The sequence below is a fragment of the Acinetobacter sp. 243_ASPC genome (genome assembly GCF_001054715.1).
GTDB lineage: Bacteria > Pseudomonadota > Gammaproteobacteria > Pseudomonadales > Moraxellaceae > Acinetobacter > Acinetobacter soli.
Genome location: NZ_JVOR01000032.1, coordinates 66,454 through 93,304, shown reverse-complemented (window position 1 = coordinate 93,304; position 26,851 = coordinate 66,454). Strand labels below are relative to the sequence as shown.

Genomic DNA, 26,851 nt, shown 5'->3' with positions numbered 1-26,851 from the left:
TACCTACCAAGGTAAAGAACGCAGATAAGAACGCACTTGTGCTTGGACCATGTCCAGCGTGAACTAAATGATGAAATTCATAAAGTTCCATACCAATGAACGATGCACCAAAAATGAAGGTGACAAAAAGCCATACAATCACTTGGTTGACGTTCTTTTTGTATGATGCAAGAACCGCAAAACCAAACGTTACAGATGAGATCAAGAGGGCAAATGTTTCAGTTAAAACAAAACCTAATGATTCACTGAACAAATCGTGTGCTGTTGGTGTGCCTGGTGGAACATGGCTGCTCAATACAGCGAACGCGATGAAGAGTGTACCGAATAAAATCAAGTCACTCATCAAGTATGTCCAAAAACCAAAGACCGTTAAGTCCGTATCATCATGTTCATGATGATCGTCGTGTCCATGGTTTTCGTGATGAAGTACTTCAGCCATTTACTTAGTCCTTCTTCAAGTGTTTTTCAAGTAACGCGTAACGTTCGTTTTCGATACGCTCAACTTCAGCAGCAGGTACGTAGTAATCCACTTCTTTTGTGAATGAACTGCGAATCAGGCTTACAACTGAAGCAATAAACGTTACTGCTACTAGCCACCAGATGTGCCAGATAAGTGCAAAGCCCATAGCGCTGATAAACATCGCCATAACAAAGCCAGCTGCACGGTCTGTTGGCATATGAATGTCTTCATATTTAGTCGGGCGTGCATACGCTACACCGTTTTCTTTGTCAGTCCAGAACGTGTCAATACCACGGATTTCAGGAATTTTAGCAAAGTTATAAAACGGAGCAGGAGAAGAGGTAGACCACTCGAGCACACGACTATCCCATGGATCGCCTGTATGGTCCATGTTTTGATGACGTTGTAGGAAACCTACAATAATTTGCATCAAGAAACATGCAATACCGATTGCAACAAGCACGGCACCAAAGAGTGCAATAGCCAAGTACGGGTCCCATTCAGGGTTGTCATATGTATTCAAACGACGAGTCATACCCATGAAACCAAGGATATAAAGCGGCATGAATGCAAAATAGAAACCAAAGAACCAGAACCAGAACGCTGCTTTGCCCCAAGCTTCATTAAGCTTCCAGCCAAACATTTTTGGCCAGTAGAAAATGATACCTGCAAACATACCAAATACCACACCACCAATAATAACGTTATGGAAGTGAGCAATAAGGAACAGGGAGTTGTGAACCAAGAAGTCTGCTGGCGGTACAGCCATAAGAACACCGGTCAGACCACCAATACCAAAGGTAACCAAGAAGCCGATTGTCCAAAGCATTGGCGTTTCGAAAGTGATACGACCTTTATACATGGTAAATAACCATGAGAAGATTTTCACACCAGTCGGAATTGCAATGACCATGGTCATGATACCGAAGAATGCGTTAACGTTGGCACCAGCACCCATAGTAAAGAAGTGGTGTAACCAAACGACGAACGCAAGCACAGTAATTGCAATTGTTGCATACACCATTGATTTGTAACCAAAAAGTGTCTTGCGGGAGAACGTTGCAACAATTTCTGAATACAAACCAAATGCTGGAAGTACCAAGATATATACTTCAGGGTGACCCCATGTCCAGATCAAGTTCACATACAGCATTGGGCTACCGCCAAGCTCGTTTGTGAAGAAATGGAAGCCAAAGTAACGGTCAAGCGTTAGCATAGCTAGAGTTGCTGTTAGCACAGGGAATGCAGCAATAATCAGTACCGCAGTACACAAAGATGTCCAGGTAAAGATTGGCATGTCCATAAGTTTCATGCCTGGTGCACGCATTTTAATGATGGTAACAAAGAAGTTAACACCAGATAAAAGTGTACCTAAACCAGAAACCTGAAGCGCCCAGATATAGTAATCAACACCTACGCCTGGTGAATACTGAATACCAGATAGAGGCGGGTAAGCCATCCAACCTGTTGCAGCAAACTCACCAAGTACAAGCGAAGCCATCATCAGGCCAGCCGCACCAGCAAATAACCAGAAGCTTAAAGAGTTAAGCAAAGGGAATGCTACGTCACGTGCACCAATCTGTAGTGGAACAGAAATGTTCATCATACCCACTACAAGACCCATTGCCACGAAGAAAATCATGATCACACCGTGTGCGGTAAAGATCTGATCGTAGTGGTCTGGGTGCAAGTAACCTTCACCACCGCCACGGGCGAGGAAAAGTTGAAGACGCATCATGATCGCATCTGCGAAACCACGCAAAAGCATGATCACGGATACGATGATATACATGATACCAATCTTTTTATGGTCTACAGTTTTAAACCATACATTCCAGAGGTATCCCCACTTTTTAAAGTAAGTGATCCCGCCAAAAACAGCAATTGCACCAATTGCCATAATGACCATGGTAACGAGTACAATCGGCTCTGTTGGAATAGAATCCCAACCCAGTTTGCCAAAAATCATATCCATGTCTTATTCCCCTTGAGCAGCGTGTGGAGCTGCAGCATGAGTGTCTGCCGTTGCATGTCCAGCAGAGTGATCAGCACCATGATAGTTACTCATGTAACGATTGATAACTGTTTCAAACAATTTAGGTTCAACCGAAGAGTAATATGTCACAGGGTGTGGCTTGTTCGGGAACGGCTTCATCGCTTCAGCTTTCGCAAGAGCTTCTTCATCACCAGCAGCTTTGGCACGGTTGACTAAAGCTTCGATCTGGTGTTTAGAACGGTCACCGTCTTTAAGCGCAGCAAGTTCAGGCTGATCAAGAAGACCTTTTTGAACAGCGGCAGGATTAATTGTATTACCCTTACCAGCTTTTACTGCTTCAACCCATTGAGCAAATTCAGCGTCAGTTACACTGTGCGCTTTAAAACGCATTTGTGAGAAACCGTAACCTGAGTAGTTTGATGATATACCGCGGAATACACCAGTTTCATCAGCTTGCAAATGCAAATGAGTTTGCATGCCCGCCATTGCATAAATCTGTCCGCCTAACTGTGGAATGAAGAACGAGTTCATCGTAAAGTTAGAGGTGATTTTGAAGCTTAATGGAGTTTTTTCTGGGAAACGTACTTCATTAACCGTTGCAATATTTTGTTCAGGATAGATAAAAATCCACTTAAACTGTTCAGCAATAACCTGAATAGTCAAAGGTGCTTTATCTGAATCCAGAGGGCGGTATGGGTCATACTTGTGGGAACCCCACCAAGTTAACCAAGCTAGAATACCAATAATAATGACTGGAACACCCCATACTACAATCTCGATTGCAGTTGAATGTGCCCATGTAGGTTTATAGTCTGCATCTTTATTCGACGCGCGATATTTCCAACTAAACCACAGTGCCATGATAATTGATGGGATAACCACCAATAACATTAGGTAGATCGCAGTCATCATGAGGTCGCCTTGACCCTGACCCACTGGACCTTTTGAGTTTAGAAGTACCATATCACCACCACACCCTGTTAAAAGTGCGGCAATCGTAGATAAAGACAATACAGCTAAAATCGTTTGTCTCATTTTACAACCTCGGTGAAGAGTCCCATTCCCGTTTGAAAAAACGGGATAGCGATAAAAGTGTCGCATGATTGAGAAGAATAATTTCTATGTAAAATAGAACATATTTCTCGATCATGAGACACTGCTACGTTGTAGGGCATTATGCCTGATAACGACAAACTAAGCTATACAAAAGTCGCTTTATATGCCTGTTGATAAACCTGAGTTTTTCACTCGGTTTAGCTTATTCTAGCGGTTTGACAGCAGGCACATCAAGCTCAAGAAATGAACTGCGCAGTGTAAATTTTAAGCGATAATTATTTAGAAATATCAATCACTTTTGTTTTTGCAAGACGGTCATGTAAGCTGTTGTTTCCTTTTGAGAAAAACAAAACGAGATCGGCAATAAACACGATGGCGATTAACGGAAATAGGCTCACGAATTGTGAAAGAATAATGAACAAGAAAGAGCGAATAAAAAATCCACGGAATTGGCCCACTAACTTGTTGGTTGTGGCGTCGACAATCTGTAATTTGAAAAGTTTCTTGCCGATCGATTGACCGCTTTTTGAGATCAAAAAGTTTTGAACAAACAGCAGCCCGAGGGTGTAGGCGAGTAAGACCATCGGAACCCAAGATGGCATATTGTTGGACATGGCTTCTGCGATCTTGATCTGTTCGTTCACATCAAAACTTTGTGCTTGCTGAATCAGGTCACGAGGTAAAAAAGCCAGTGTCACTAAAATCTGTGGCAACGTAAAAAGTAAAAGATCAACCAACTTCGCAGAAATACGCTTTCCTACTTTGGCTGGCGTGATGATCGCTTTGTTATTCACTTGAACGTGTTTGATCACATCATTGTGATGAATTTCTGCTGACGGTAATTCATACGCTTGAGTTTGTGGCATTTGTGGCTGATAAAAAAGTTTACCTTGCGTTAACTCACCTAAGGCTTTCCATTCGGTCATACCTTCATGCCAAGCCAAATCGGTTAAGAGCACCTGTTGACTCGCCAACATCTGATTCAGTTGTTCTAAGGTGTATGGGCCAGCTTGTTGATTATTGCGCGCCAAATAAATTTGCATAAGTCTTTAATCTCAACATCCAATGATGAAAAAAGACCCACGAATGGGCCTTTTTTTCGAATAATTAGGCTTGCTTGATTTTTTCTTCTGCTAAGAAGAACCATGTATCAAGAACAGAATCTGGGTTTAATGAAACAGACTCAATACCTTGTTCCATAAGCCATTTAGCTAGATCTGGATGGTCAGATGGGCCTTGTCCACAAATACCCACATATTTGCCTGCCTTACGACATGCATGAATGGCCATTGATAACAATGCCTTAACTGCTGGGTCGCGCTCATCAAACAGATGAGAAACAATACCAGAGTCACGATCGAGTCCGAGCGTTAATTGAGTTAAATCGTTTGAACCAATCGAGAAACCATCAAAGTGCTCCAAGAATTGCTCGGCAAGTAGGGCATTGGTTGGCAATTCGCACATCATGATCACTTTAAGACCATTTTCACCACGCTTAAGACCATTGAGTGCCAAGAGTTCGATCACTCGTTTTGCTTCTGCAACAGTACGAACAAACGGAATCATAATCTGGATGTTGGTAAGACCCATTTCATCACGTGCTTTTTTCAATGCACGGCATTCAAGCTCGAAGCAGTCGCGGAAGTTGTCCGATACGTAACGGCTTGCACCACGGAAGCCCAACATTGGGTTTTCTTCTTCTGGCTCGTAAAGCTTTCCACCAATAAGGTTGGCATATTCGTTCGATTTAAAATCTGACATACGCACAATGACTGGCTTTTCAGCAAATGCAGCTGCCAAAGTAGAAATACCTTCAACCAGTTTTTCGACATAAAAATCGATTGGTGAGGTGTAACCCGCAGTACGCGCCAGCACAGCAGCACGTGTTTCACGTGGCAAGCTGTCGATATTCAGCAACGCTTTCGGGTGAACACCAATCATACGGTTGATGATGAATTCAAGACGTGCAAGACCAATACCTTCGTTTGGAATTTGAGCAAAGTCAAATGCGCGGTCTGGGTTACCCACGTTCATCATGATTTTAAACGGTAGTTTTGGCATTGACTCAATCGAGTTGCGCTGTACTTCAAAGTCCAGTGCGCCTTCATAGATAAAGCCTGTGTCGCCTTCAGCACATGAAACAGTCACTTCCTGACCATCATTCAAGACTTCGGTCGCATTACCACAACCCACGATTGCAGGTACACCCAACTCGCGTGCAATAATTGCTGCGTGACAAGTACGACCACCACGGTTGGTGATAATCGCCGCTGCGCGTTTCATCACTGGTTCCCAGTCTGGATCTGTCATGTCTGAAACCAGAACATCACCGTCTTGGACTTTATCCATTTCTTTGATCGACGTCACAATGCGAACTTTACCTGCGCCAATACGCTGACCAATCGAGCGACCTTCGCATACAACTGTTCCGCGTTGTTTGAGTAAGTAACGCTCCATTGTGCCTACATTTTGACGGCTTTTAACCGTTTCAGGACGCGCTTGAACGATATAAATCTGACCGTCATCTCCATCTTTGGCCCATTCAATATCCATTGGTGCGCCATAGTGAGATTCAATAATAAGTGCTTGTTTGGCTAATTCTTGTAGTTCGTGATCATTCAGTGCAAATTGCTGACGTTCTTGTTTCTCGACGTCAACCACAACTACAGACTTGCCTGCAGCGCCTTCGTCACCATAAATCATCTTTTGGTGTTTAGAACCAAGATTACGGCGTAGTACAGCATGTTTGCCATTACGTATTAATGGTTTAGAAAGATAAAATTCGTCAGGGTTGACAGCACCTTGTACAACCATTTCACCTAAGCCATATGAGGCTGTGATGAATACGACATCTCTGAATCCAGATTCTGTGTCTAGAGTAAACATTACGCCTGCAGCGCCAGTTTCTGAGCGAACCATGCGCTGAATACCAGCAGATAATGCCACAACATCGTGATCAAAACCTTGGTGAACACGATAGGCAATTGCACGGTCATTGTACAATGAGGCAAAAACTTCTTTGATGGCAATCAGAACATTGTCAATGCCACGGATATTCAGGAAGGTTTCTTGTTGGCCTGCAAAAGAAGCGTCAGGCAAGTCTTCAGCTGTAGCTGAAGAACGAACGGCAACCGCGATTTCCGGGTTGCCGTTTGACAAAGCACTAAATGCTTCGCGGACTTCTTTTTCAAATTCTGGCGTCAGAGGAGTCTCAATAATCCACTGACGAATTTTAGCACCTGACTGCGCTAGGGCATTCACGTCTTCTACATTTAACTGGGCAAGTTCTGCTTGAATTTTAGCGTTGAGTCCACTTTGATCGAGGAATTCACGATAAGCGCCAGCTGTTGTCGCGAAGCCACCTGGTACTGATACGCCAGCATTGGATAAGTGGCTGATCATTTCACCCAGAGATGAGTTTTTCCCACCTACAAGTTCGACGTCGTGCTTCCCTAATTTTTCTAGACCGATTACGCGCGCTTCCAATGTTTCTACTCCACATTTCCAGTATTTAGTACTATCTTGGCATGAAGACATGATTAAATGTCCTTAGGTTTTGATTTTACTAAGCGACAGTTATATAAGATCAGTTTACTATAAAGATTATATAGCACTAAGACAAATCTGTGAGGAGAATTTTGATGTCTGAAGGAAAACAAATTAAGCGCAGTGTGTTCTTTATTTCGGACGGAACTGCCATTACAGCAGAAACTCTCGGACATTCATTGCTTGCACAATTTCCTAACGTAGACTTTGATATTCATATCATGCCGTATATTGCAACAGAAGAAGCGGCTATGAACATTGTAGAATCGATTAATCAGTGCCAGTCGCGTGATGGAACCCTACCATTGGTATTTGATACTTTAGTCGATCCCAATGTACGTGAAATTATTAATACGGCCAAAGCCGTCAATCTAGATGTTTTTGAAGGGCTGATCAGTAAGCTTGAGCAAGAACTTGGAACGTCACCTACCACTTTAGTGGGTCAGACGCATGCAGTTACTGACTCGGAATATTATAAGGCACGTATCGATGCAGTGCATTTTGCACTAGACAATGATGATGGCGCATTGACACGACATTATGATAAAGCAGATATTATTTTAATCGGGGTATCGCGATCAGGTAAAACGCCTACATCGATCTACTTATCTTTGCAATTTGGTATTCGAGTTGCCAACTATCCATTGACAGAAGAAGATCTCGACGATAACCGCTTACCTAAAGTGCTCAAAGAGCATAAAAACAAGCTATTTGGTTTAATGATTGATGCGGAACGTTTGGTCGCAATTCGAACAGAACGTAAAGCCAATAGTCGCTATGCCAGCTATAGTCAGTGTCAGATGGAGCTGCGTGCAGTCGAAGGGATTTTTATTTCGGAAGGCATTCCGTATTTAGATGTTTCTGAAATGTCGATTGAGGAAATTTCGACTCGCATTCTTCAAACAACGGGTTTGAAACGCCGAATTGGCTAATTTATTTTGATTTAAAAAGAGAAATACAAAAAATGTATTTCTCTTTATCGTTGTTTTGTTTGACTTTACTCATTGAGTACTAAAATTAAAACTTGAAAAATTATGACAATAAGTGTACAAACCAAATGTAAATTGCGTCACATTTTAGTTTTATAATCTACCATGGGTGGCAGTTACATTGACTTTTTTCATTCGTAAGTAGGAGAGATGCGTATGAATCTTATGACTCCACGTCATCTTGGCTGTTATGAACTTGATTCAAAAGTTGATCGTATTCGCTTGCACAAGACCGCTCATCACCTTGCGGTTCATCCCTTGTCAGAAAATATCTCACACCAGTACAATGTTCATATTGAAGACGTCGCAGAACACAGCACTGAAATAGACGCCTTAACCGGTTTGCCAGATCAATCGGGATTTAATAAGAAACTAAACTTGATGATGAGAGAGTGCCAGATCAAACTTGATGAGTCGTTTGGATTAATTTTGTTTGATTTCGATTATTTTAATCAAATTAATAGTAATCATGGACATTTGGTTGGCGATCAAATCTTAAAAACGCTTGCAGAGCGAGTTCAACGCGTTTTACCGCAAGAAGTTTTCTTCACACGATTGGGTAGTGATGAGTTTGCATTACTTATTCCTCATATTCATTCTGATGCTTACCTCATTGAAACCTATGCACTGATTCATCAAGAAATTTCGAGACCAATTGAATATTTAGATCAAATTATAGAAAGTAATATTAGTGCAGGATGTGCCATTTATCCTCGTGATGTGACGGATACCATGAACGTTGTACAAGCTGCCAATATCGCATTGTGTCGCTTAAAACTTTCAGGACGTGGTGGATACTGTATTTTTAAACGTGAAATGCAAATTGAGCAAAATGTGATTGCACAACAATTCAATTGTGCCCGTTATATCTTAAGGCACAATCTAATTTGTCCTTTTTATCAGCCAAAATTTAATTTAAAAAATGGTCAACTCACCGGTTTTGAAGCATTGCTGCGCTGGTATGATCAGCATGATCAGCTTCAACTGCCCAGACGCATTAAAAATGCTTTTGAAGACTATAACCTCGCTAGCCGCTTGAGTGAAATCATGCAGCTACGTGTTTTTCGGGATATGGCCGAATGGATTGATCAAGGTTTAGATATGGTGCCTGTCTCGATTAATGCCGCACCCGTGGAATTTTTAAAAGATAATTATGCTGAACTTTTGCTTGATCGGTTAGATCGTTTCAATATTCCGCATTCTTTGGTCGAAATTGAAATTACTGAGCATCTTTTAGATGAACATGGTAAAGCCTATATTTCGCGTGCATTGAACAAGCTCAAACACGAGGGAATACGAATCGCACTAGACGATTTTGGTACAGGGCATTCATCTCTGACTCGTCTGGCAAATTTACCTGTGGATTGCCTTAAAATAGACTGTGATTTCGTGCAGCGTATGGAGCAAGAAAAACTCATTTTTGCGATTGTTCAATCGATCATCAGTATGAGCTCAAATTTGGGGATCGATGTGGTTGCCGAAGGCATTGAAAATGTTCACCAGCTAGAATTACTCAAACAACAAGGCTGTGAAATCGGGCAGGGCTTTTTGTTTAGCCATGCTTTGGCTCCTGCTGAAGCCAAAGCACTTTTATCATAATATAATTTAAGCTGCTTATTTGGCGCGTCAAGCCATGCATATTAGGCTACGCGTTTTTGATGTCCATTAGATAACTGAAATTATCCAAGCGTTTTTGCGTATCGTAAATATCGCAGGTAAAAATAAACTCATCCACGGCGTATTGATCGACAAGTTCTTCAAGACCAGCTTTAACTCGTTCGACCGAACCAATTTGAGCCATACCAAAAAAGTTTTCTACAGAGAGTTTTTCTGCTGGCCCCCAAAGTAAATCCATTGAATCCACAGGTGCTTTAAGGCGCAGACTTTGACCTCGCATCAGTCCTAATATACGTTGATAAGCACTGGTTGCAAGATAGTTTGCTTCTTCATCCGTTTCTGCCACAACAGTCGGCACACCCATCGATACATACGGTTGGTCTAAATATTTTGAAGGCTGAAAATTATCACGATACAGTTGGATCGCCTGCCCGAGCATACGCGGTGCAAAGTGGGATGCAAATGAATACGGTAAGCCTAATTTTGCGGCCAATTGAGCACTAAATAAACTCGATCCGAGCAGCCAAACGGGAACATGGGTACTGTGCCCGGGCGTGGCGATAATGGATTGGTCTGGTTTTGGCGTATCAAAGTAGCGAAGAATCTCTGCAACATCTTGTGGAAATTGCTCTTCAGTTTCCTTATGCCCGCGGCGCAGCGCACGCATGGTCATTTGGTCGGTACCGGGAGCGCGGCCAAGTCCGAGTTCAATTCTGTCTGGATAAAGCGTTGCCAAGGTTCCAAACTGCTCTGCAACAACCAAAGGAGCATGATTGGGGAGCATGATACCGCCCGAACCGAGTCGAAGAGATTGTGTGTTTGCTGCGATATAGCCAATCATGACGGCCGTTGCAGAGCTAGCAATACCATCCATATTGTGATGTTCGGCAAGCCAAAAACGACGATAACCCAGCTGTTCTGCATGTTGTGCAAGTTGCAGGGCATGCTGCAAAGTAAACTGAATGCTTTTGTCGTCACGCACAGAAGCTAATTCGAGAATGGAAAACTGTGTATCTTTAAGCGACGTGATAGACATATCTACTCTCATATATCGATGTTTTTCGATATTATACGATATTTTATATCGATAAAAAACGATAAATAAAATTGACTTTGTAAATTTTTACAAACAAAAAAGGCAGCATGTGAAATGCTGCCTTCGGTATCAGTAAAGATAAATTAGTAGCGACGATGGTGACGGTGATGTTTTTTCCAGCCGCGATGATTACCATTGTCGTAATAACGCTCTTCGGCACGATCTTTAGAAATCTTGTTACCTAAAGCTGAACCACCTGCTGCACCTAGAGCTGCACCAATGTAACCGCCATTTGTACCACCGACATTACGACCTACGGTATAACCACCAACACCACCTAAACCACCACCAATAGCAGAAGAGGTACGGTCACGACGGTTACTTGCGACGGCAGCACCACCAGCGCCACCCAATGCAGAACCAATCATGGCACCAGACTGACCGCCCATTTGTTTACCCAATGCAGTACCCACGACACTACCCAAAGCAGATGTTGCAGCGACACGTGTGGTATTGTCTGCATGTGCTGAAATGGCCATCATTGATGAACTCGCGATCACGGCACTCATTAACCAAGTTTTAATTTTCATTTTTAACTCCATGCCCCGTGTGTGGATACAGGACCTTCTATATTTCGTTGAAGTAAATGTAACAAGAGATGAGTCAAAAAGTGTGAAGACGATCATCCAGACTATTACGATTTGGTGTGCAGATTGTGATGTTTTGTGTCATTACCCCTAAATATGAAGAACTTATTTATTTTATTTGATGGAAATATACGCAATAAAGAAGCATTTTTTGTTTCAAAAAATTGATTTATATAAATTTAATCATTTTATTCATAGTTTGATTAATTTTTCATTAATAAGAAATTAAAGTTTTGAGGGGTTGCTTTTCGTTTTTAGGTTATTCAAACCGTTTGATATTCCTTTATTAGCTTTGTGAATCATTAAAAAAACAACTTGGTTTTTTCCTTACTGCGCAATCGCTATGTCTTTTGCATAGGAGAGTCTGTAAACTATGCGCAATTTTTTATTCTTAGATGGTTTGTCAAGTCTTAGTCAGATTAAAGCTAACCAACCAGATTTATTGAGATTGTTCTTCTTATGAAAGAATCGCTACGTTTACGTTTAGATCAATTGTGTGATCGTCATGAAGAGCTGAATGCATTGTTGGCCGACGCCGAAGTTATTTCAGACAATAAACGCTTTCGAAAATTATCGCGTGAGCACAGTGACTTAAATGAGATTGTGCAGGTTTGGGGACAGTATCGTCAGGCTGAAGAAGACATCAAAACAGCAGAAGAAATGCTGGAAGATCCTGATTTTAAGGATATGGCACAAGAGGAGATCAAAGAAAACCGTGCTTTAATTGAAACGCTCGAGGGCCAGTTAAATATTTTGATGATCCCTAAAGATCCAAACGATGCCAATGCGGCTTATCTCGAAATTCGTGCAGGCACGGGTGGTGATGAAGCTGCGATTTTCTCTGGCGACTTATTCCGTATGTACAGCAAATATGCCGAGACCCAAGGCTGGCGTATTGAAGTGTTGTCTGAAAATGAAGGCGAACACGGCGGCTATAAGGAAGTGATTTGCCGTGTCGATGGCGATAGCGTATATGGCCGTTTAAAATTTGAAAGTGGTGCGCATCGCGTACAACGTGTTCCGGCAACTGAATCTCAAGGTCGTGTGCATACCTCTGCCTGTACAGTTGCGATTTTGCCTGAAGTCGATGTAGACACTACCGTTGAAATTAATGCAGCCGATTTACGTATCGATACCTATCGTGCGTCGGGTGCCGGTGGTCAGCACGTCAACAAAACCGATTCGGCAGTGCGTATTACGCATATTCCAACGGGTGTTGTGGTTGAGTGTCAAGAAGAACGTTCACAGCATAAAAACAAGGCCAAGGCGTTAGCACTATTGGCATCTCGTTTAGAAAATGCAAAACGTGCTGCGCAAGAAAGTGCGACCTCGGAAATGCGACGTGATTTGGTGGGATCGGGCGACCGTTCAGAACGTATTCGTACCTATAACTATCCGCAAGGTCGAATGACGGATCATCGTATCAATTTAACGCTTTATAAATTGGATGCCATTATGGAAGGTGATTTGACTGAATTACTCGATAGTTTGCATCGTGAATATCAGGCTGATCAATTGGCCATGTTGGCACAAGAGAATGGTGGTTGATGAATATTGCGCAAGCACTAAATTTGCGTGGTGAGCCTGACAGCTATGAACGGCAAGAGGCAATCTGGCTGCTTGAACATATTGTTCATCTTAGTGCGCTAGAGCTTAGAATGCGTTCGTTACAAGTATTGAGTTCAGAGCAAGAGCAAGCTTATCTTGATGGCTTAATGCGCTTGGCACAAGGTGAGCCTTTGGCCTACATCACGGGTTCGCAGCCATTTTGGAGTCTGGATCTGATCGTGACTAAAGATACGCTAGTACCACGACCAGACACCGAAATCCTGATTGAAACGGTACTCGAATTAACCTTGCCCAAGCACAGTAACGTGGTTGATTTAGGAACAGGAACTGGCGCGATTGCGCTGTCTCTGGCAAAAGAGCGTCCAGACTGGCGCGTATTGGCGACAGATATTTATCAACCTACACTAGATATTGCCGCAAAAAATGCCCAGAAGCATCAGCTAGATCGGGTGGAGTTTGTGTGCGGTGCATGGTATGAGGCAATTCCCGCACAGCGATTTGATTTGATTGTATCTAATCCGCCCTATATTGATGCCGATGATGTGCACATGCAGCACTTGGCTACAGAACCACGTCGTGCCTTGGTTGCAGATCATCAGGGTTTGTCTGATCTTGAGCATATTATCAAGCAGGCACCTCAGTGGCTCAATGTTGATGGATGGTTGGTGCTCGAACATGGCTATGATCAAGGTAATGCGGTGCGGCAGATTTTTAGTGCAGCAGGGTTTGCGCAGGTGCAAACAGTAAAAGATTATGGTGGAAATGACCGTATCAGTTTGGGTCAGATGAAGGGTTGAGTCTGCTGCCGATAGGCTCCTGGGCTCACACCAGTCCATTTTTTGAATGCACGATGAAATGCACTGGCTTCATGGAAGTTAAGTGCATCACTAATTTCTTGAATGCTTTGTTGTGTATGGGTCAATCGATCAATCGCAATATCGCAGCGGATATCATTTTTCAGCTGCTGATAGCTGGTATTTTCATTTTTTAATCGCCGTTGAATGGTGGCTTCTGATAAGCATAGCTGCTGTGCCAGTATTTTGAGTTCAGGCCAGCTCGAAGGATGTAGATGTATCAATTGCCTGCGAATAATAACACTCAGCGCATTTTCATTTTTATATTTGACCAGCAAATTATGCGGTACCTGTTCTAAAAAGGCATGTGCAGCTTTTTTATCTTTTTTTACTTTTAGCGTTAAATAACTCAGATCAATTTCAATGCAGTTAACCGTATCATCAAATACGATATTTTCACAGAATCGCACATAATAATCTTGCGGATATTCAGGTTGAGCGCATTTCACACGAATCTGATGAATTGGAATACGCTGATCTGAAATCCAGCACAGCAAGCCATGAACCAACATGATATAGGTGGCATAGGTAAACATGCGTTTGATGTGTGTCTGGTCATCGAGATAAATATAAGCCTTATGCTGGTCTATCTCGAGTCGTGCGCGAGTATCATCGAGAAGTAAATTAAAATAATCCAAAATAGTACGAAGCGCCATTTCTGTTGTGTCTGTCGAGATGATGAGGTAGCAAAGAAGTTTGTAACTTCCATAACGCATTGGATGTGAGTCCATGCCAAAAAATTCATCATTCAGACATTTGGCAATTTCAATCCAGAGCTGCGCATAAGCCGATACTGAAATACGCGCCTTAGGATATGCCAGCAATTCAGGTGAAATACCTGCACGTAGAGCAATTTGATCGATAAAAATGCCACGTGCGAGGGCGACACTCAGGGCTTCATTGACAAGTGCGATTGAAATAGTACCTTTGGTGTGTTGCATCGTCACGTTTTGAATATCCCATATCTGAAAAAGCCACATTGAACGTTCTAATTCACTGGCCAAATACCTCAGTAGAATTGAGGTGTTTTGAAATTGTACTTCGGTTCGTTCGATTTTAACCTGTAAGTGTGAATTCGCAATAAGCATTCAGTAGGTAAAAATAGTAATGAAAATTAAGGATAAGCATTTTATTGTGACGGGTGCGGCTTCTGGTTTGGGTGCTGCAACGGCAGAGTATTTAATTGCTCAGCAAGCCCATGTGAGTTTGATTGATATGAATCTCGAGGCCGGACAGGCCACAGCAGCCCGTCTGGGTAATGGTGCTCAGTTTTTTCAGCTCGATGTAACGAGTGAAAATGAAGTACAACGTTTTTTTGAGGAGTATCTTCAACAGCATGCCGCGCTACATGGCCTGATCAATTGCGCAGGGATTGGCCCTTCAGCCAAAGTGGTGGGAAAAGACGGCCTGCATGATCTCGCATTATTTCAAAAAGTGATGAATATTAATGTCACAGGTTCATTCAATATGTTGCGCTTTGCGGCAGATGCCATGCTGAAACAGACCGATCCGCTGCATGATGAAGATCGTGGCGTGATTATTAATACAGCGTCTGTTGCTGCATTTGATGGTCAAATTGGACAAGCTGCTTATGCGGCATCAAAAGGTGCAATTGTTTCCATGACCTTGCCGATTGCACGTGAACTGGCACGACATGCAATACGTGTAGTCACGATTGCTCCCGGCATTATGGAAACACCCATGCTAAAAGCAATGCCTCAGCAGGTACAGGATGCGCTGGGCCAGATGGTACCGTATCCCTCAAGACTCGGGCGGCCAGAGGAATTTGCAGCACTGGCTGGTCATATTATAGAAAATAGCTATATCAATGGTGAAGTGATTCGACTCGATGGCGCGATTCGAATGGCTCCAAAGTAGAGCCTAAGCTAGGTAGGAATCGATTTAGTGGGTGAGTGAAGAGGGAGTCATACACTTCTTAACCACGACAACAAAAACAAAAAAGCCGTATGGAAAACAGATTGATAACTGTCAGCAAAATGGAAGAGCAAGACGATAAAAATGAAAACATTAGCACAGGCATATGCAGAATTTGATCTAGATCAACTGATAGAGCAACAGCTTCATGGCTCGGCACAACACATCAATGCCTTTGATGAATGTTGTGGCCGATATATTGGACAACACAAAACAGCGCTGATTTGGGAAGGAAAACATGGCCAAGTTGAACACTATACCTTTGAGCAGCTCGATCTACGTTCAGCACAATTGGCCAATTTTTTTAAAAGTCAAAATATTCGTGTTGGTGACAGTATTGCAGGGTTATTGCCTCGAACGCCCGAGCTTTTAATCACAATTTTGGCCACATGGCGAATTGGTGCGATTTATCAACCCTTATTTACTGCGTTTGAATCTAAAGCCATACAGCATCGAATCGAAACTGCAAATACTCAGCTAATCGTTACACATGCCGATCATCTGCATAAATTGAATCAGCTTAATTTAGACTCGATACTGGTAGTCGATGCAAGTGATGAATCAAATCAAAATCTGCCAGATTTCTGGACAACGCTGAATCGCTTTGAGTCGGTCTGTCCGGTTGAGTATCGAACATTTGAAGATGACTTTTTACTCATGTTCACTTCGGGAACCACAGGGCTAGCCAAATCTGTTCCTGTACCACTTAAAGCCATTTTGGCATTTAAAGGTTATTTGCAACATGCTGTAGATTTGAGAGCGGAAGATGCATTTTGGAATTTGGCAGATCCAGGCTGGGCTTACGGATTGTATTATGGAATTACGGGCCCGTTAAGTATGGGACATCGCATCCTCTTGGATGAACAGCCGTTTAGTGTCGATCGTGCAGTAACATTACTTCAGAAATATCAGATTAACAATTTAACAGGCTCTCCTACAGCATTTCGGATGTTCTTTGGCTTTAAAGAAAAATTTGATGCACAAATTGCACAACATTTAAGAGTGGTAAGTAGTGCAGGAGAGCCGCTGACGCCTGAAGTGATTCACTGGTTTAAAGAATATCTTCAGGTCGATATCTATGACCAATATGGGCAAACTGAATTGGGTATGGTGATAGGTAATCATCATGCACTTCAACATGAAGTCAAGATCGGATCGGCTGGTTTTGCGATACCTGGACATCGTTTTGCTGTTTTAAATGAACAATTGCAAGAACTTGAAAAGGGTGGTGTTGGCATGTTGGCGATTGATTGGACACAATCGCCACTCATGTGGTTTAAAGGTTATGCAGGTACAAATCGAAAATCATTTAAAGGTAATTATTATTTAACTGGAGATACTGTTCAACTCAATGAGTTGGGAGGAATCGATTTTGTCGGGCGTGCAGACGATGTCATTACAACGTCGGGTTATCGTGTTGGCCCATTTGATGTCGAAAGTACCTTGCTCGAATGTGAAGAAGTGCTTGAGTCTGCAGTGATTGGTAAGCCTGATGCTGCACGCACTGAAATTGTGAAAGCGTTTGTGGTGCTTAAACCACAGCACCTTGCTTCAGATGCTTTGAAAGAAAAGCTTCAGATGTATGTTCGTGGTCGATTATCAAAGCATGCCTATCCTAAAGAGATTGAATTCATGGCAGCTTTGCCCAAAACCGTTAGCGGAAAAATTCAGCGTGGCGTGCTCAAACAGCAAGAAATCGACAAAATGCAGATGCATGCTTTAATCAGTTAGGCTTTAAAAAAAAGAAGGTTGTGCCGTGGCTCAACCTGTTTTGAAGTATTTATTTATCGGTTTTTACTTCATCACCAATGGTGTAAAACGTTCCACCAGCGATGTAATGTAAACTTTTCAGTTGTGGATCGGCATCATCAAAATACCAATGTCCATCGCGAAATACACGATTATCTGCCCATGCACCTACAACTGCGCCAATGAATAGATCATGTTCTTGCTGGTTGTGGGGTTCTGGAATAAGTTTACACACTAACCAGGCGATACAACCTTCAACAAGTGGTACATCTAGCCCATCCTGATAAAAAAGTTTGGTTCCACATTGCTCGAGTTTATTGGGTTCATTAAATAAGCTTAATGTGCCCAGTTCTTTGGTCATATCAATTTGAGCAAGACAAGGAACCTGTAAGGCAAAATAACCGCTTTCCTCAACCAGTTGACGCGTTCGTGTACTTTTATCTAAGACCACAGTCACTTTTGCGGGTGAAAATTCAAGTGCACAGGCCCATGAGGCAGCCATGACATTTTCTGTATCTCCCGACTTTGCAGACACCAATACGGTTGGACCATGATTTAGCAAGCGATATGATTTGGGTAATTCAACCGATTGAATGTGTGTATTATGATGCATAAAAAATTTTACCTTTTAATGGAGATGTGGCTATTTTTTGATAATTCCTTTCCATCCGCCTGCAATTAAACGCGTGATGGTTAACAGGGTAAAGGGAGCAGACAAGCCAGCGGGTGTTGCTAAATAACGTGATTGCCACACCGGATTGAATTTAGCTTTATATTCATAAAGACCTTCAAAATTGTAAAATTCTTCACCCAGATCAAAAATCGTGGTGCCAATTTTGTGCCAAAGTGGCGCAAGAGGATGCCGCTCTAAACCAGACAATGGAGCTACACCTAAGTTGAACCAGACATATTGCTGCGTTTTTCCCCATAGCATTAGCTCCGCAAATATAAAATCCATCACACCATTTGGAGCCAATGGGTCATAACGCATTAAATCTATAGAAAGCTCTTCATGTGAAAAAGTTTCCCACAGATTGGCAAAAGCCATAATTTGACCTTCAGGTGATCGTGCAACTGCCACCCGCGTTCGGCAGATATAGGCTTCACTAAAAAAACCTAACGAAAATCGTTTTTCACGAACCTGTTTTTGTGTCAGCCAAGCATCAGAAATTTCTTTCAGTCGATTAATATTGGCCACCACGGCATCTCGTTCAAGTACTTCAAAGTAATAGTTTTGTTTAATTAATTTATTTCGACCTCGGCGCAAGTTATCTCGTTTTTTTCCTTCCAGTCCAAATTGTGATAATTCAACGCGAGCTTCTTGGCCTAATTTGAGTAAACTTAGTCCAAGATCAAGATAAATCGGTAAATATTCTTCACTAATTTGATAAAAAACAATTTTGGCACCAAACCGATCGGCCTGTTCTTTGAATGTCCAAAGGAGTTCGCCAAATGCCGACGAAGTGCCTACCGGATCTCCCATTGCAATCCAGTATTTTTTGGTCGTTGCGTAGGCAATAAATGCGGATCGATCCTCTGACCAGAAGATTTTTTTATCTCCCAGTAATGCTAAAAAGCCTTGGGTATCATGAGTCTGATGGAGAATATTTTCTATATCGTTAAGTTCGGATTCATCAAGTTGTTCAATATGTTCAGGTCGGGAAATTCCAAATAATTGCCAGATAAATATTGCAACTAGAAGTACTGCAATTACGATAGATGAACGTAAAAATCGTGAAACATCGTTTTTATAGGAAAACTGCCACCATAGATCATCAGAGTAGATAACATGATGATAGGCAAAAAAGCCTAGCCATGTACTACCGGCGACTACAAGAACGATACTGATGAGCCAAAAAGGCTCTGGTGATAGCTCAAACAGTGATGATTTTCGATAAAAATAACGATGAGAAATTAAAATACAAACAAAAATAATGAGTAATGCAACAACTTTAACCCAGCCACTTGCTGTCAAAACTGAGCTTAAAATTGCCAATGCCAAAAGAATTAATGCGCCGTACCATGCTGCATCTAGTTTGAGATAAATACCCCGTGCTAGAAATAGCAATAATACCCCAACGAGTGAGCCCATTAAGTGCGACAGTTCCAGTACTGGCAGTGGGATGAAATTACTCAGCCAGTGCAGATTATTGGGTAAAGTGGGTAAAGCCCCTGAAACCAATAGATAAGCACCGCTTAAAAATAAAAATAAGGCAAAAATTTGCGGCACTATAGAAGGAATTATTCGTGTTGCGAGTTTTTCTGCCTGAATAAGTTTACTTCGATGCTGATAAAAATCTTTTAAAACCAGTAGGGTTCCAGCAATGAATAAAGGTAAAAAGTAATAAATCACCCGATACAAAACCAATGCAATTGCAATCGCGGGTTGGCTTGTTGCCAATACATTGCTGGAAAGCCACAAAAAAGAACCTTCAAAAACGCCAATACCACCGGGTACTTGAGAAACTAAACCTAGAAGCTGAGCCAAGATAAAAATAACGATAAAGCTTTCAAAGTTGATGCCTGGAATATCTTTTAGCAATATCCAGAGCACAGTAGAGGCCAAGATAAGATCTGAACAGGCCAGTAAAGTTTGTAAAAAAGCAGTTTTGGGGGAAGGAAGATCGATACTGAGGTTTTTAATTCTTATTGGCTTTTTGATAAGAAAAACGATGCTCCAATACATGATCAAAAATCCTGCACTCAACAAGATTAAAATATAAAAGAGATGTAGCTGATTTAAGTGATCGAGTACATTTGCTGGGGCAAGCACAATTGAAATTAGTCCAAGTGTCATCAGACCAATAAAAAAAGTCAGACTTAAAAAAGCCGAGATTTTTGCAATATCCCAGCCCTGAACGCCCATTTTTTGATAAAAACGATAGCGGATTGAACCCCCAGAGGCCCATGCATGCCCAGTGTTGTTACTGATAGCAAAGCTGACAAACGAAGTGAACAGAATATATCTATATTTGATGTTGCGATATCCTAATGACCTTAAAGCCAAAACATCATAAAGTGTAAGAAATAGATAGCTGGCTAATGTCAAACCACATGCCATTAGCGCGATTGACCAAGGAATATTGTTCCAGTGTTTAAGTAAGCCTGAAAACTCATGGGTTTCAAGTTCTTTATGTATGATAAATAATGCTATGCAAAATAAAATGACTGGCGCATATTGAATTATCTTTTTGAGGAAGGGCTGTTTGAGCATAAGAAAAAAGTGCCAAAATCTAAACTATTGTTGTTGATTTAAGTATATGCATTTTTAATCAAATACCTACCTGAATATTGATGATTTTGAGTCGTCAAACTTTTTAAGCTACCTATGCGGCAGTGAAGGATCATTTTATTGAAGTTTAAAATTGGAAAATTTTCTAAGCTACCTGTGCGGTAGTGAAGACCAATCGGCCTGTAGCTTTGGCCTTTGATAGCTTTCTAAGCTACCTGTGCGGTAGTGAAGTCACAAACGGCCCACGAAGCTCGACACACGTCTTTCTAAGCTACCTGTGCGGTAGTGAAGCCTCAGATGAGCGTAGGCCCATGAGCAGCTCATTTCTAAGCTACCTGTGCGGTAGTGAAGGTCTGGTTTCTTTATGCTCGGGATTTGGTGATTTCTAAGCTACCTGTGCGGTAGTGAAGCCGCACCCATGTTGGCAGCAGGATTTTGCTCTTTTCTAAGCTACCTGTGCGGTAGTGAAGATCTTCACTGACAGTGAAGTCGTTGTATTCGTTTTCTAAGCTACCTGTGCGGTAGTGAAGTCAACAACATTTACAGGGCCTTGCTTGGTGATTTTCTAAGCTACTTGTGCGGTAGTGAAGTTGGTGCAGATACTTCTTCAACAATTATTAATTTTCTAAGCTACCTGTGCGGTAGTGAAGCCGATGCCCTTGGTGTTGCTTTTAAAGCTGTATTTCTAAGCTACCTGTGCGGTAGTGAAGATGCATGGGATGGGATGGTTGTTGACGTTAAATTTCTAAGCTACCTGTGCGGTAGTGAAGAGTAATAAAATATAAAAATATATATTAAAAACAATACACTAAAGCAAGTAAAATAAAAAGACCTATTTTATTTTAGCTCTAACTAAGTCTTTGATTTTATTTAACTGTTAAAGAGTAAGTAAAATATTGGAGTAAAAGTTCACTTTTGTCAAAATAAAACATCTCACAACACAAGCTTGTCTTTATAATCATGGCGATGAATTTGGTATTGATAAATTGGGATAATCACGAGTGAACAATCAGGACAATCTGGATTTAGAGCTAAATGATGCCGAAATGCATTTATATAGCAGACAAATTTTACTCGATGGATGGGATTTAGATGCTCAAGAAAAACTAAAGTTCGCCAATGTTTTGATAGTAGGCGCGGGTGGAATCGGTTGTACAACAGCAGAGCTACTGGCTCGAGCAGGCGTAGGCAAAATCACGCTGATTGATGCCGACACCATTGAAACCAGTAATTTGCAACGTCAAATCGCATTTACACCTGCCGATATCGGGCAGTTTAAATCCGATACTTTGGCAAAACGTCTGATGCAAATCAATCCGCATATCCGTGTAGAGTTTTATGTGGGTAAGCTCGACCAAAGCAATGCCGATGAGTTCGTTCGACAGCAAGATTTGGTATTAGACGGTTGTGATAATTTTACAACGCGTTATGTGGTGAATGCAGCATGTAAAAAAAATGCAATACCATTAATTAGTGCATCTGCGATTGGATTTCAAGGTCAACTCTTTATGGTCGATGCGGATTCGGCCTGCTACGAATGCTTGTTTCCAAAAGAGAAAATGGCAGATGAAGGCTTACGCTGCGCAGATTCAGGAGTGCTCGCCACCACACCCGTAGTCATGGCCTCACTTCAGGCGCATCATGCGCTGCTATATCTGGGGTTAGACAAAAGCCCACTCAAAGAAAAGTTATTGCTTTGGGATGGACTCAGCATGAAACAGCGTATTTTACATTTTGAAAAAGATACAAATTGTTCCACTTGTCAGGCAAGTTTGTCTGTAAACTAAACTCAGTTTGATACACTGTCCAATGAGTTAAATATCATTGAATCATATGAAAAAAAATATTCTGTTAGATGGACTGCGCTCGGTTGCACGAATTGGCGAAACCGCTTTTTTTGCAGCTAAAGCTGGCTATAAATATGCAGTTGAAAAGCCGAGTAATGCAAAATTGATGCGTGAAACCTTTGAATCACTAGGGTCGACGTATATTAAATTAGGTCAGTTTATTGCCAGTACGCCATCGTTATTTCCTCGTGAGTATGTCGAAGAATTTCAAGGATGCCTAGATCAAACGCCAACGCTCCCTTTTAGTTATATTCAAGGTGTACTCGACAGCGAGTTCGAGGGGCGTGATTTAGGGCAAATTTTTGCATCGATTGATGAAAAACCGCTGGCTTCGGCATCTATTGCGCAGGTTCATGCTGCCAAGCTGATCACTGGTGAAGATGTAGTCATTAAAGTACAAAAGCCGGGTGTTGAAACCATCTTGTATACCGATCTCAATGTGGTGCATTGGGCGACACGTATGTTTGAACGTGCAATTCCTAAGGTGAAGTTTGCATCGCTATCTGACATTGTTGAAGAAATCAAAATTCGAATGATTCGTGAAGTCGATTTTATCGAAGAAGCGCAAAACCTAGATGACTTTACTGCTTATCTTAAACTCACCAACAATCAAGCCGCAACTGCCCCAAAAGTTTATCATCAATTCTCGACGCGTCGCGTGTTGACTATGGAGCGCTTATACGGCGTTTCACTTACGGATTTTGATGTTGTAAAACAATACTCTAAAGATCCTTCGCAAGTGCTGATTACTGCCATGAACACATGGTTTGGTAGTTTGATGCTGTGCAAAAGCTTTCATGCCGATTTACATGCAGGGAATTTGATGCTGCTTGAAGACGGACGTATCGGGTTTATCGATTTTGGTATTGTAGGTCAACTCAACCCACAAGTCTGGACAGCATGTCTGGCTTTTATGGATGCCTTACAAAAAACCGACTATACGGCCATGGCTGAAAATATGCTCAAAATGGGCATGACCGATACTCAAGTCGATACGACGGTGCTCGCGCAAGATCTTGAACGACTATTTAGTGGTGTATTACTTGCCGATCCACAAGATATTCTCGCGTCGAAACCCTCTGATTTAAACGACATCATGCTTGATGTGGTGGCGGTGGGTGAGCGTCACGGCATTAAATTTCCGCGTGACTTTGCGCTTCTATTTAAACAAATGCTGTATTTTGATCGGTTTATGCGCATCCTTGCACCTTATACCGATATTTATGCAGACCAGCGTTTGAAAATGGTTCAAACTATGGAGCCACAATCGTTGTTAAAGCATTAAGTGTCGAGTTCGTTCGTTATGGATGCCATTGTTATTGAAGGCCTAAAGGTCAATACCGTCGTAGGCTGTTTTAATTGGGAGCGTCAAATCAAGCAACCTTTGTTACTCGATTTGACCATTCATAACGATCTGCAACGGGCAGCACAATCTGATGAGCTAGATGATACGCTTAACTATGCATTGATTTGTGAATTAGCTGCACATGCAATCGAGCATGCTCAGCCTAAACTGATTGAGCATGCCGCCCATCTGGTCTTAAAAAAATTGTTTGAGACTTTTCCCACGATTGAATCTATCATTATTACCATTCGTAAACCTGCGATTATTGCAGAAGCTCAGTCGGTAGGAATTCGCCTTGAACGCCAACGAAAACATTTTTGCGCTCGCACTGGCGAGTAATCATCTGCCAGAGCAGCATTTCGCGCAGGCTTATCGGGTGATTCAGTCGTGGGGTGAGGTGCAGTTTTCAGATGTTTATCTCATTCCATGCCGAGATGATGTCGGTCAAGATTATTGGAATTCGGCCTGTTTGCTCATCTCAAACAAGACATCTGCCGAGATTGAAGTCGAGCTTAAGCATTTAGAGGCACAAGCGGGGCGTATCCGACCTTCACACCAGATCAGTTTAGATATCGACTTAATCGCATGGGGTAAGCAGCTCGATCAAATGCAGTTTAATCCTAAAAAAATGCCGTTGGCACTTGATGTGAAAATTCCACTTTCTACGCTGTGGCAAAATCCTGCCCTTGCGGTTGAAGTGTGTAATTTTCCAGTGGTTGATTTTAAAACTGATCATTTTTATGCATCGACGCATTGATCGATTTTTTTTAGTTGTTATTTATCTTCAAACATCTATTTAAATATAAAAAATCAAGCTTGATTAACATCGATTCCCTTTAGTATCGCACGAATGAATGCGAACTAAAGGGGCGTTTAATCGATTGCTTGATATGCAAATTAAATATAATAACTGGTTGTCGTCATGAGTTTGGAAATCGCAGTCATGGTAATTTTGACTGCAAATGGCAATTCAACACCGCCAGCCTCAAGTGCCGATTCGCGATGATGTAGTTCATCCTGATTCATTTGCTCTAAGATACGTTTAGATCGATCATCGTGAGCAGGTAGCTGGTCTAGATGGCTTTGCAAATGCAGACTCACCTGACGTTCTGTTTCGGCAACAAAACCCAAGCTATATTTGTCGCCTGCTATTCCCGCAATAGCACCCATACCAAATGAAAGACCATACCAAACTGGGTTTAATAAACTTGGCAGACTGTCTAGTTCTTTAAGCCGGTCTTCACACCAAGCCAAATGATCCTGTTCTTCTAGCGCAGCTTGTTTCATTTCATCACGGACATTTGGCAATTTTGCGGTCAGTGCCTGCCCATGATACAGCGCTTGCGCGCAGACCTCACCAGTATGGTTAACTCGCATCAAACCTGCGACATGGCGTGCATCGCTGACACTTAAATGCGTCGATGCGTTGTCTGCCGGATTGCTGCGCTGGGCAGCTGTTGCGCCTGGTACTAAGCTGCGCAACGCCTGATCAAAAGATTGAATGAGTCGATCAACACCATTGTACTGACGCATAGGATTAGTCCTCTAAAGTATCTTGAGCATTATGCAGCATGGGTGGAAGTTTACGTAAGAGCCAGAATGTAAATACTGCACTGAATATGGCTGTAATTATAAATAATATTTTAATGTCTATTTTTAAAATACTTAAGATGACAATGGAAAAAATGGCAGAACTCACCATAAATGCGGCATTTAAAATATTATTGGCTGCCACTACGCGCGCGCGGTGAGAGCGAGGAGAATAGGCTTGCATCATGGCATAGAGCGGTACAATATAAAATCCACCGCTAATTCCCAGTAAAGTGACAGCCAGCATGACGTGATAATACACTTGTCCGGAGGTGAATATCTCTTTAAGGCTGAGCAAGGCGCCGGTTCGTTCTGGAACAAACGACAAACTTGCGGCCAGATAAAAGGCAAATACAGTCAGGCCAACCGCACCAATCGGAACCATCTTGATGTTAAGCTCAGACCCACCAATTTTACGGCACAGCAATGATCCCACCCCAATGCCTACCGAAAAAAAGGTGAGCAAAAGACTCACAACATTTTCAGAAGCATGCAGGTTTTGTTGGGTCATTTGGGGAATCTGGGTAAGATAGGTCGCACCGTAAAACCAGTACCATGAGTTTCCAAGCAAAATGGTGAAAATCAGCGGTAGACTTTTGGCATAGCGAATGGTTTGCAAACTGGTTCTAAAAAAATTCCAGTCGATTTTAATATCAGGCGCAGATACTTTTTGTTTAAGTACGAAGCGACTGCAAATGTACCCAATCAGGGCAATGCCGACCACCATTAGGCTGATCCATAGTAAATTGCCATCTGACGACGCAATCACTGCACCGCCCAAAATCATACCGAGTAAAATTGCAATTGAAGTGCCCGACTGAAACAGCGCATTTCCAGACATGAGTTCATTGGGTTTTAAAATCTCTGGTAATATTGCGTATTTGATCGGCCCAAAAAAAGTGGAGTGAATGCCCATCATAAAAAGCGCAATCATCAGTAAATACAAATGACCCGTTAAGAAGCCTGCCATACCGATTAGCATGATCACAATTTCAAGAATCTTAATGGCTCTAACCAACTGAGCGCGTTCATATTTATCCGCAATTTGCCCAGCCGTTGCAGAAAAAATAAAGTAAGGCAAAATAAACAATAACGCAGCAAGATTGTTTAAGGTACTCACACTGGCATTTTGCTGGCTGATCCAGCCATAGGTAATGACCAGCAACAAGGATTGTTTGTACACATTGTCATTCAATGCGCCAAAAAACTGGGTGAGAAACATCGGCAAAAAACGACGAGTGCTCAGGAGATGTTCATTGTTTTTCATCATGTGTATATTTCATTGCGTTTTATTAAGAAGTGTCATTGCCTTGTTAAGTTTGCTTCAAAATCATGTATGATACTTCGATAGTTGATCGAGTGAAAAATCAATTGATTTATCAG

Annotated in this window: 22 protein-coding genes and 1 CRISPR repeat array; of the genes, 10 read left to right on the top strand and 12 right to left on the bottom strand. The window is 42.0% G+C overall.

The genetic code is table 11. The features are described from left to right. The 5 genes from ADA42_RS03365 to ppsA form a co-directional block, all read right to left on the bottom strand. Positions 1-439: cytochrome o ubiquinol oxidase subunit III (locus tag ADA42_RS03365; protein ID WP_048763565.1), on the bottom strand; the 439-nt coding region annotated here is incomplete at its 3' end. A 4-nt stretch (positions 440-443) separates the two neighbouring features. Continuing rightward, complete coding sequence (gene cyoB, locus ADA42_RS03360) at positions 444-2,435, bottom strand: cytochrome o ubiquinol oxidase subunit I (RefSeq protein ID WP_004938895.1); 1,992 nt, start codon at positions 2,433-2,435, stop codon at positions 444-446. 3 nt (positions 2,436-2,438) lie between these two features. Continuing rightward, positions 2,439-3,491 carry a ubiquinol oxidase subunit II gene (gene cyoA, locus ADA42_RS03355; RefSeq protein ID WP_004938892.1) on the bottom strand — a complete coding sequence of 351 codons (1,053 nt, stop codon included), beginning with the start codon at positions 3,489-3,491 and terminating at the stop codon, positions 2,439-2,441. A 296-nt stretch (positions 3,492-3,787) separates the two neighbouring features. Continuing rightward, positions 3,788-4,555: an RDD family protein gene (locus ADA42_RS03350; RefSeq protein ID WP_004938891.1), complete on the bottom strand. Its 768-nt coding sequence runs from the start codon at positions 4,553-4,555 to the stop codon at positions 3,788-3,790. 64 nt (positions 4,556-4,619) lie between these two features. Continuing rightward, entirely contained in the window at positions 4,620-7,049 is a 2,430-nt protein-coding gene (ppsA, locus tag ADA42_RS03345) for a phosphoenolpyruvate synthase (RefSeq protein WP_171249908.1), read from the bottom strand. A gap of 104 nt (positions 7,050-7,153) precedes the next feature. On the opposite strand from ppsA, the gene ppsR reads away from it, so the two are divergent. Then, positions 7,154-7,990: a posphoenolpyruvate synthetase regulatory kinase/phosphorylase PpsR gene (gene ppsR, locus ADA42_RS03340; RefSeq protein ID WP_004938884.1), complete on the top strand. Its 837-nt coding sequence runs from the start codon at positions 7,154-7,156 to the stop codon at positions 7,988-7,990. Between the two features lie 213 nt (positions 7,991-8,203). Beyond that, the gene (locus ADA42_RS03335; protein WP_048763562.1) at positions 8,204-9,646 is read left to right on the top strand and encodes a putative bifunctional diguanylate cyclase/phosphodiesterase; all 1,443 of its coding nucleotides are present in this window, start codon (positions 8,204-8,206) and stop codon (positions 9,644-9,646) included. Positions 9,647-9,692: 46 nt separating this feature from the next. Here ADA42_RS03335 and ADA42_RS03330 read toward each other — a convergent pair whose 3' ends face one another. Together ADA42_RS03330 and ADA42_RS03325 are read right to left on the bottom strand one after the other, a co-directional pair. After that, positions 9,693-10,694, bottom strand: a complete 1,002-nt coding sequence (locus tag ADA42_RS03330) for an LLM class flavin-dependent oxidoreductase (RefSeq protein WP_040053999.1) — start codon at positions 10,692-10,694, stop codon at positions 9,693-9,695. A 149-nt stretch (positions 10,695-10,843) separates the two neighbouring features. Continuing rightward, positions 10,844-11,290: a glycine zipper domain-containing protein gene (locus ADA42_RS03325; RefSeq protein ID WP_004938874.1), complete on the bottom strand. Its 447-nt coding sequence runs from the start codon at positions 11,288-11,290 to the stop codon at positions 10,844-10,846. Between the two features lie 516 nt (positions 11,291-11,806). Here ADA42_RS03325 and prfA point away from each other — a divergent pair. Together prfA and prmC are read left to right on the top strand one after the other, a co-directional pair. Next, the gene (prfA, locus tag ADA42_RS03320; RefSeq protein ID WP_004938871.1) at positions 11,807-12,895 is read left to right on the top strand and encodes a peptide chain release factor 1; all 1,089 of its coding nucleotides are present in this window, start codon (positions 11,807-11,809) and stop codon (positions 12,893-12,895) included. Further along, positions 12,895-13,713 carry a peptide chain release factor N(5)-glutamine methyltransferase gene (gene prmC, locus ADA42_RS03315; RefSeq protein WP_004948248.1) on the top strand — a complete coding sequence of 273 codons (819 nt, stop codon included), beginning with the start codon at positions 12,895-12,897 and terminating at the stop codon, positions 13,711-13,713. Before prfA ends, prmC begins: the two co-directional genes overlap by 1 nt. Here the strand turns inward: prmC and ADA42_RS03310 are convergent. Next, the gene (locus tag ADA42_RS03310; RefSeq protein ID WP_171249909.1) at positions 13,698-14,711 is read right to left on the bottom strand and encodes an AraC family transcriptional regulator; all 1,014 of its coding nucleotides are present in this window, start codon (positions 14,709-14,711) and stop codon (positions 13,698-13,700) included. The two genes, prmC and ADA42_RS03310, sit on opposite strands and share 16 nt — an antisense overlap. 166 nt (positions 14,712-14,877) lie before the next feature. Between ADA42_RS03310 and ADA42_RS03305 the strand changes: the two genes are divergently transcribed. Continuing rightward, positions 14,878-15,648, top strand: a complete 771-nt coding sequence (locus ADA42_RS03305) for a 3-hydroxyacyl-CoA dehydrogenase (RefSeq protein WP_048763559.1) — start codon at positions 14,878-14,880, stop codon at positions 15,646-15,648. Between the two features lie 141 nt (positions 15,649-15,789). Then, positions 15,790-17,436, top strand: coding sequence for an AMP-binding protein (locus ADA42_RS03300; RefSeq protein WP_004948240.1), 1,647 nt, complete (start codon positions 15,790-15,792; stop codon positions 17,434-17,436). Between the two features lie 49 nt (positions 17,437-17,485). Here ADA42_RS03300 and ADA42_RS03295 read toward each other — a convergent pair whose 3' ends face one another. Next, positions 17,486-18,067 (bottom strand): flavin reductase family protein, encoded by a 582-nt coding sequence (locus ADA42_RS03295; protein WP_004948238.1) that lies wholly within the window; start codon positions 18,065-18,067, stop codon positions 17,486-17,488. Positions 18,068-18,097: 30 nt separating this feature from the next. Beyond that, positions 18,098-20,668: a bifunctional lysylphosphatidylglycerol flippase/synthetase MprF gene (gene mprF, locus ADA42_RS03290; RefSeq protein WP_004948235.1), complete on the bottom strand. Its 2,571-nt coding sequence runs from the start codon at positions 20,666-20,668 to the stop codon at positions 18,098-18,100. 100 nt (positions 20,669-20,768) lie between these two features. Beyond that, positions 20,769-21,456: direct repeats of the CRISPR family, unit length 28 nt; unit sequence TTTCTAAGCTACCTGTGCGGTAGTGAAG. Positions 21,457-21,732: 276 nt separating this feature from the next. Here mprF and ADA42_RS03285 point away from each other — a divergent pair. The 4 genes from ADA42_RS03285 to ADA42_RS03270 are packed head-to-tail and all read left to right on the top strand — an operon-like array spanning position 21,733 to position 24,635. Beyond that, a complete protein-coding gene (locus ADA42_RS03285; protein WP_152682172.1) occupies positions 21,733-22,473 on the top strand; it encodes a HesA/MoeB/ThiF family protein in 741 nt (246 codons plus the stop codon). Between the two features lie 46 nt (positions 22,474-22,519). Further along, on the top strand, positions 22,520-23,818 hold the full coding sequence (locus ADA42_RS03280; protein ID WP_004948225.1) for an ABC1 kinase family protein: 1,299 nt from the start codon (positions 22,520-22,522) through the stop codon (positions 23,816-23,818). Positions 23,819-23,836: 18 nt separating this feature from the next. Next, a complete protein-coding gene (gene folB, locus ADA42_RS03275) occupies positions 23,837-24,217 on the top strand; it encodes a dihydroneopterin aldolase (protein WP_004938848.1) in 381 nt (126 codons plus the stop codon). Continuing rightward, positions 24,174-24,635 carry a 2-amino-4-hydroxy-6-hydroxymethyldihydropteridine diphosphokinase gene (locus ADA42_RS03270; RefSeq protein ID WP_004938846.1) on the top strand — a complete coding sequence of 154 codons (462 nt, stop codon included), beginning with the start codon at positions 24,174-24,176 and terminating at the stop codon, positions 24,633-24,635. Before folB ends, ADA42_RS03270 begins: the two co-directional genes overlap by 44 nt. A gap of 140 nt (positions 24,636-24,775) precedes the next feature. On the opposite strand, the gene coq7 is transcribed toward ADA42_RS03270, so the two are convergent. Next, on the bottom strand, positions 24,776-25,411 hold the full coding sequence (coq7, locus tag ADA42_RS03265) for a 2-polyprenyl-3-methyl-6-methoxy-1,4-benzoquinone monooxygenase (RefSeq protein WP_004938843.1): 636 nt from the start codon (positions 25,409-25,411) through the stop codon (positions 24,776-24,778). 4 nt (positions 25,412-25,415) lie between these two features. Beyond that, entirely contained in the window at positions 25,416-26,738 is a 1,323-nt protein-coding gene (locus ADA42_RS03260) for an MFS transporter (RefSeq protein WP_004938840.1), read from the bottom strand. Between the last annotated feature and the right edge of the window lie 113 nt (positions 26,739-26,851).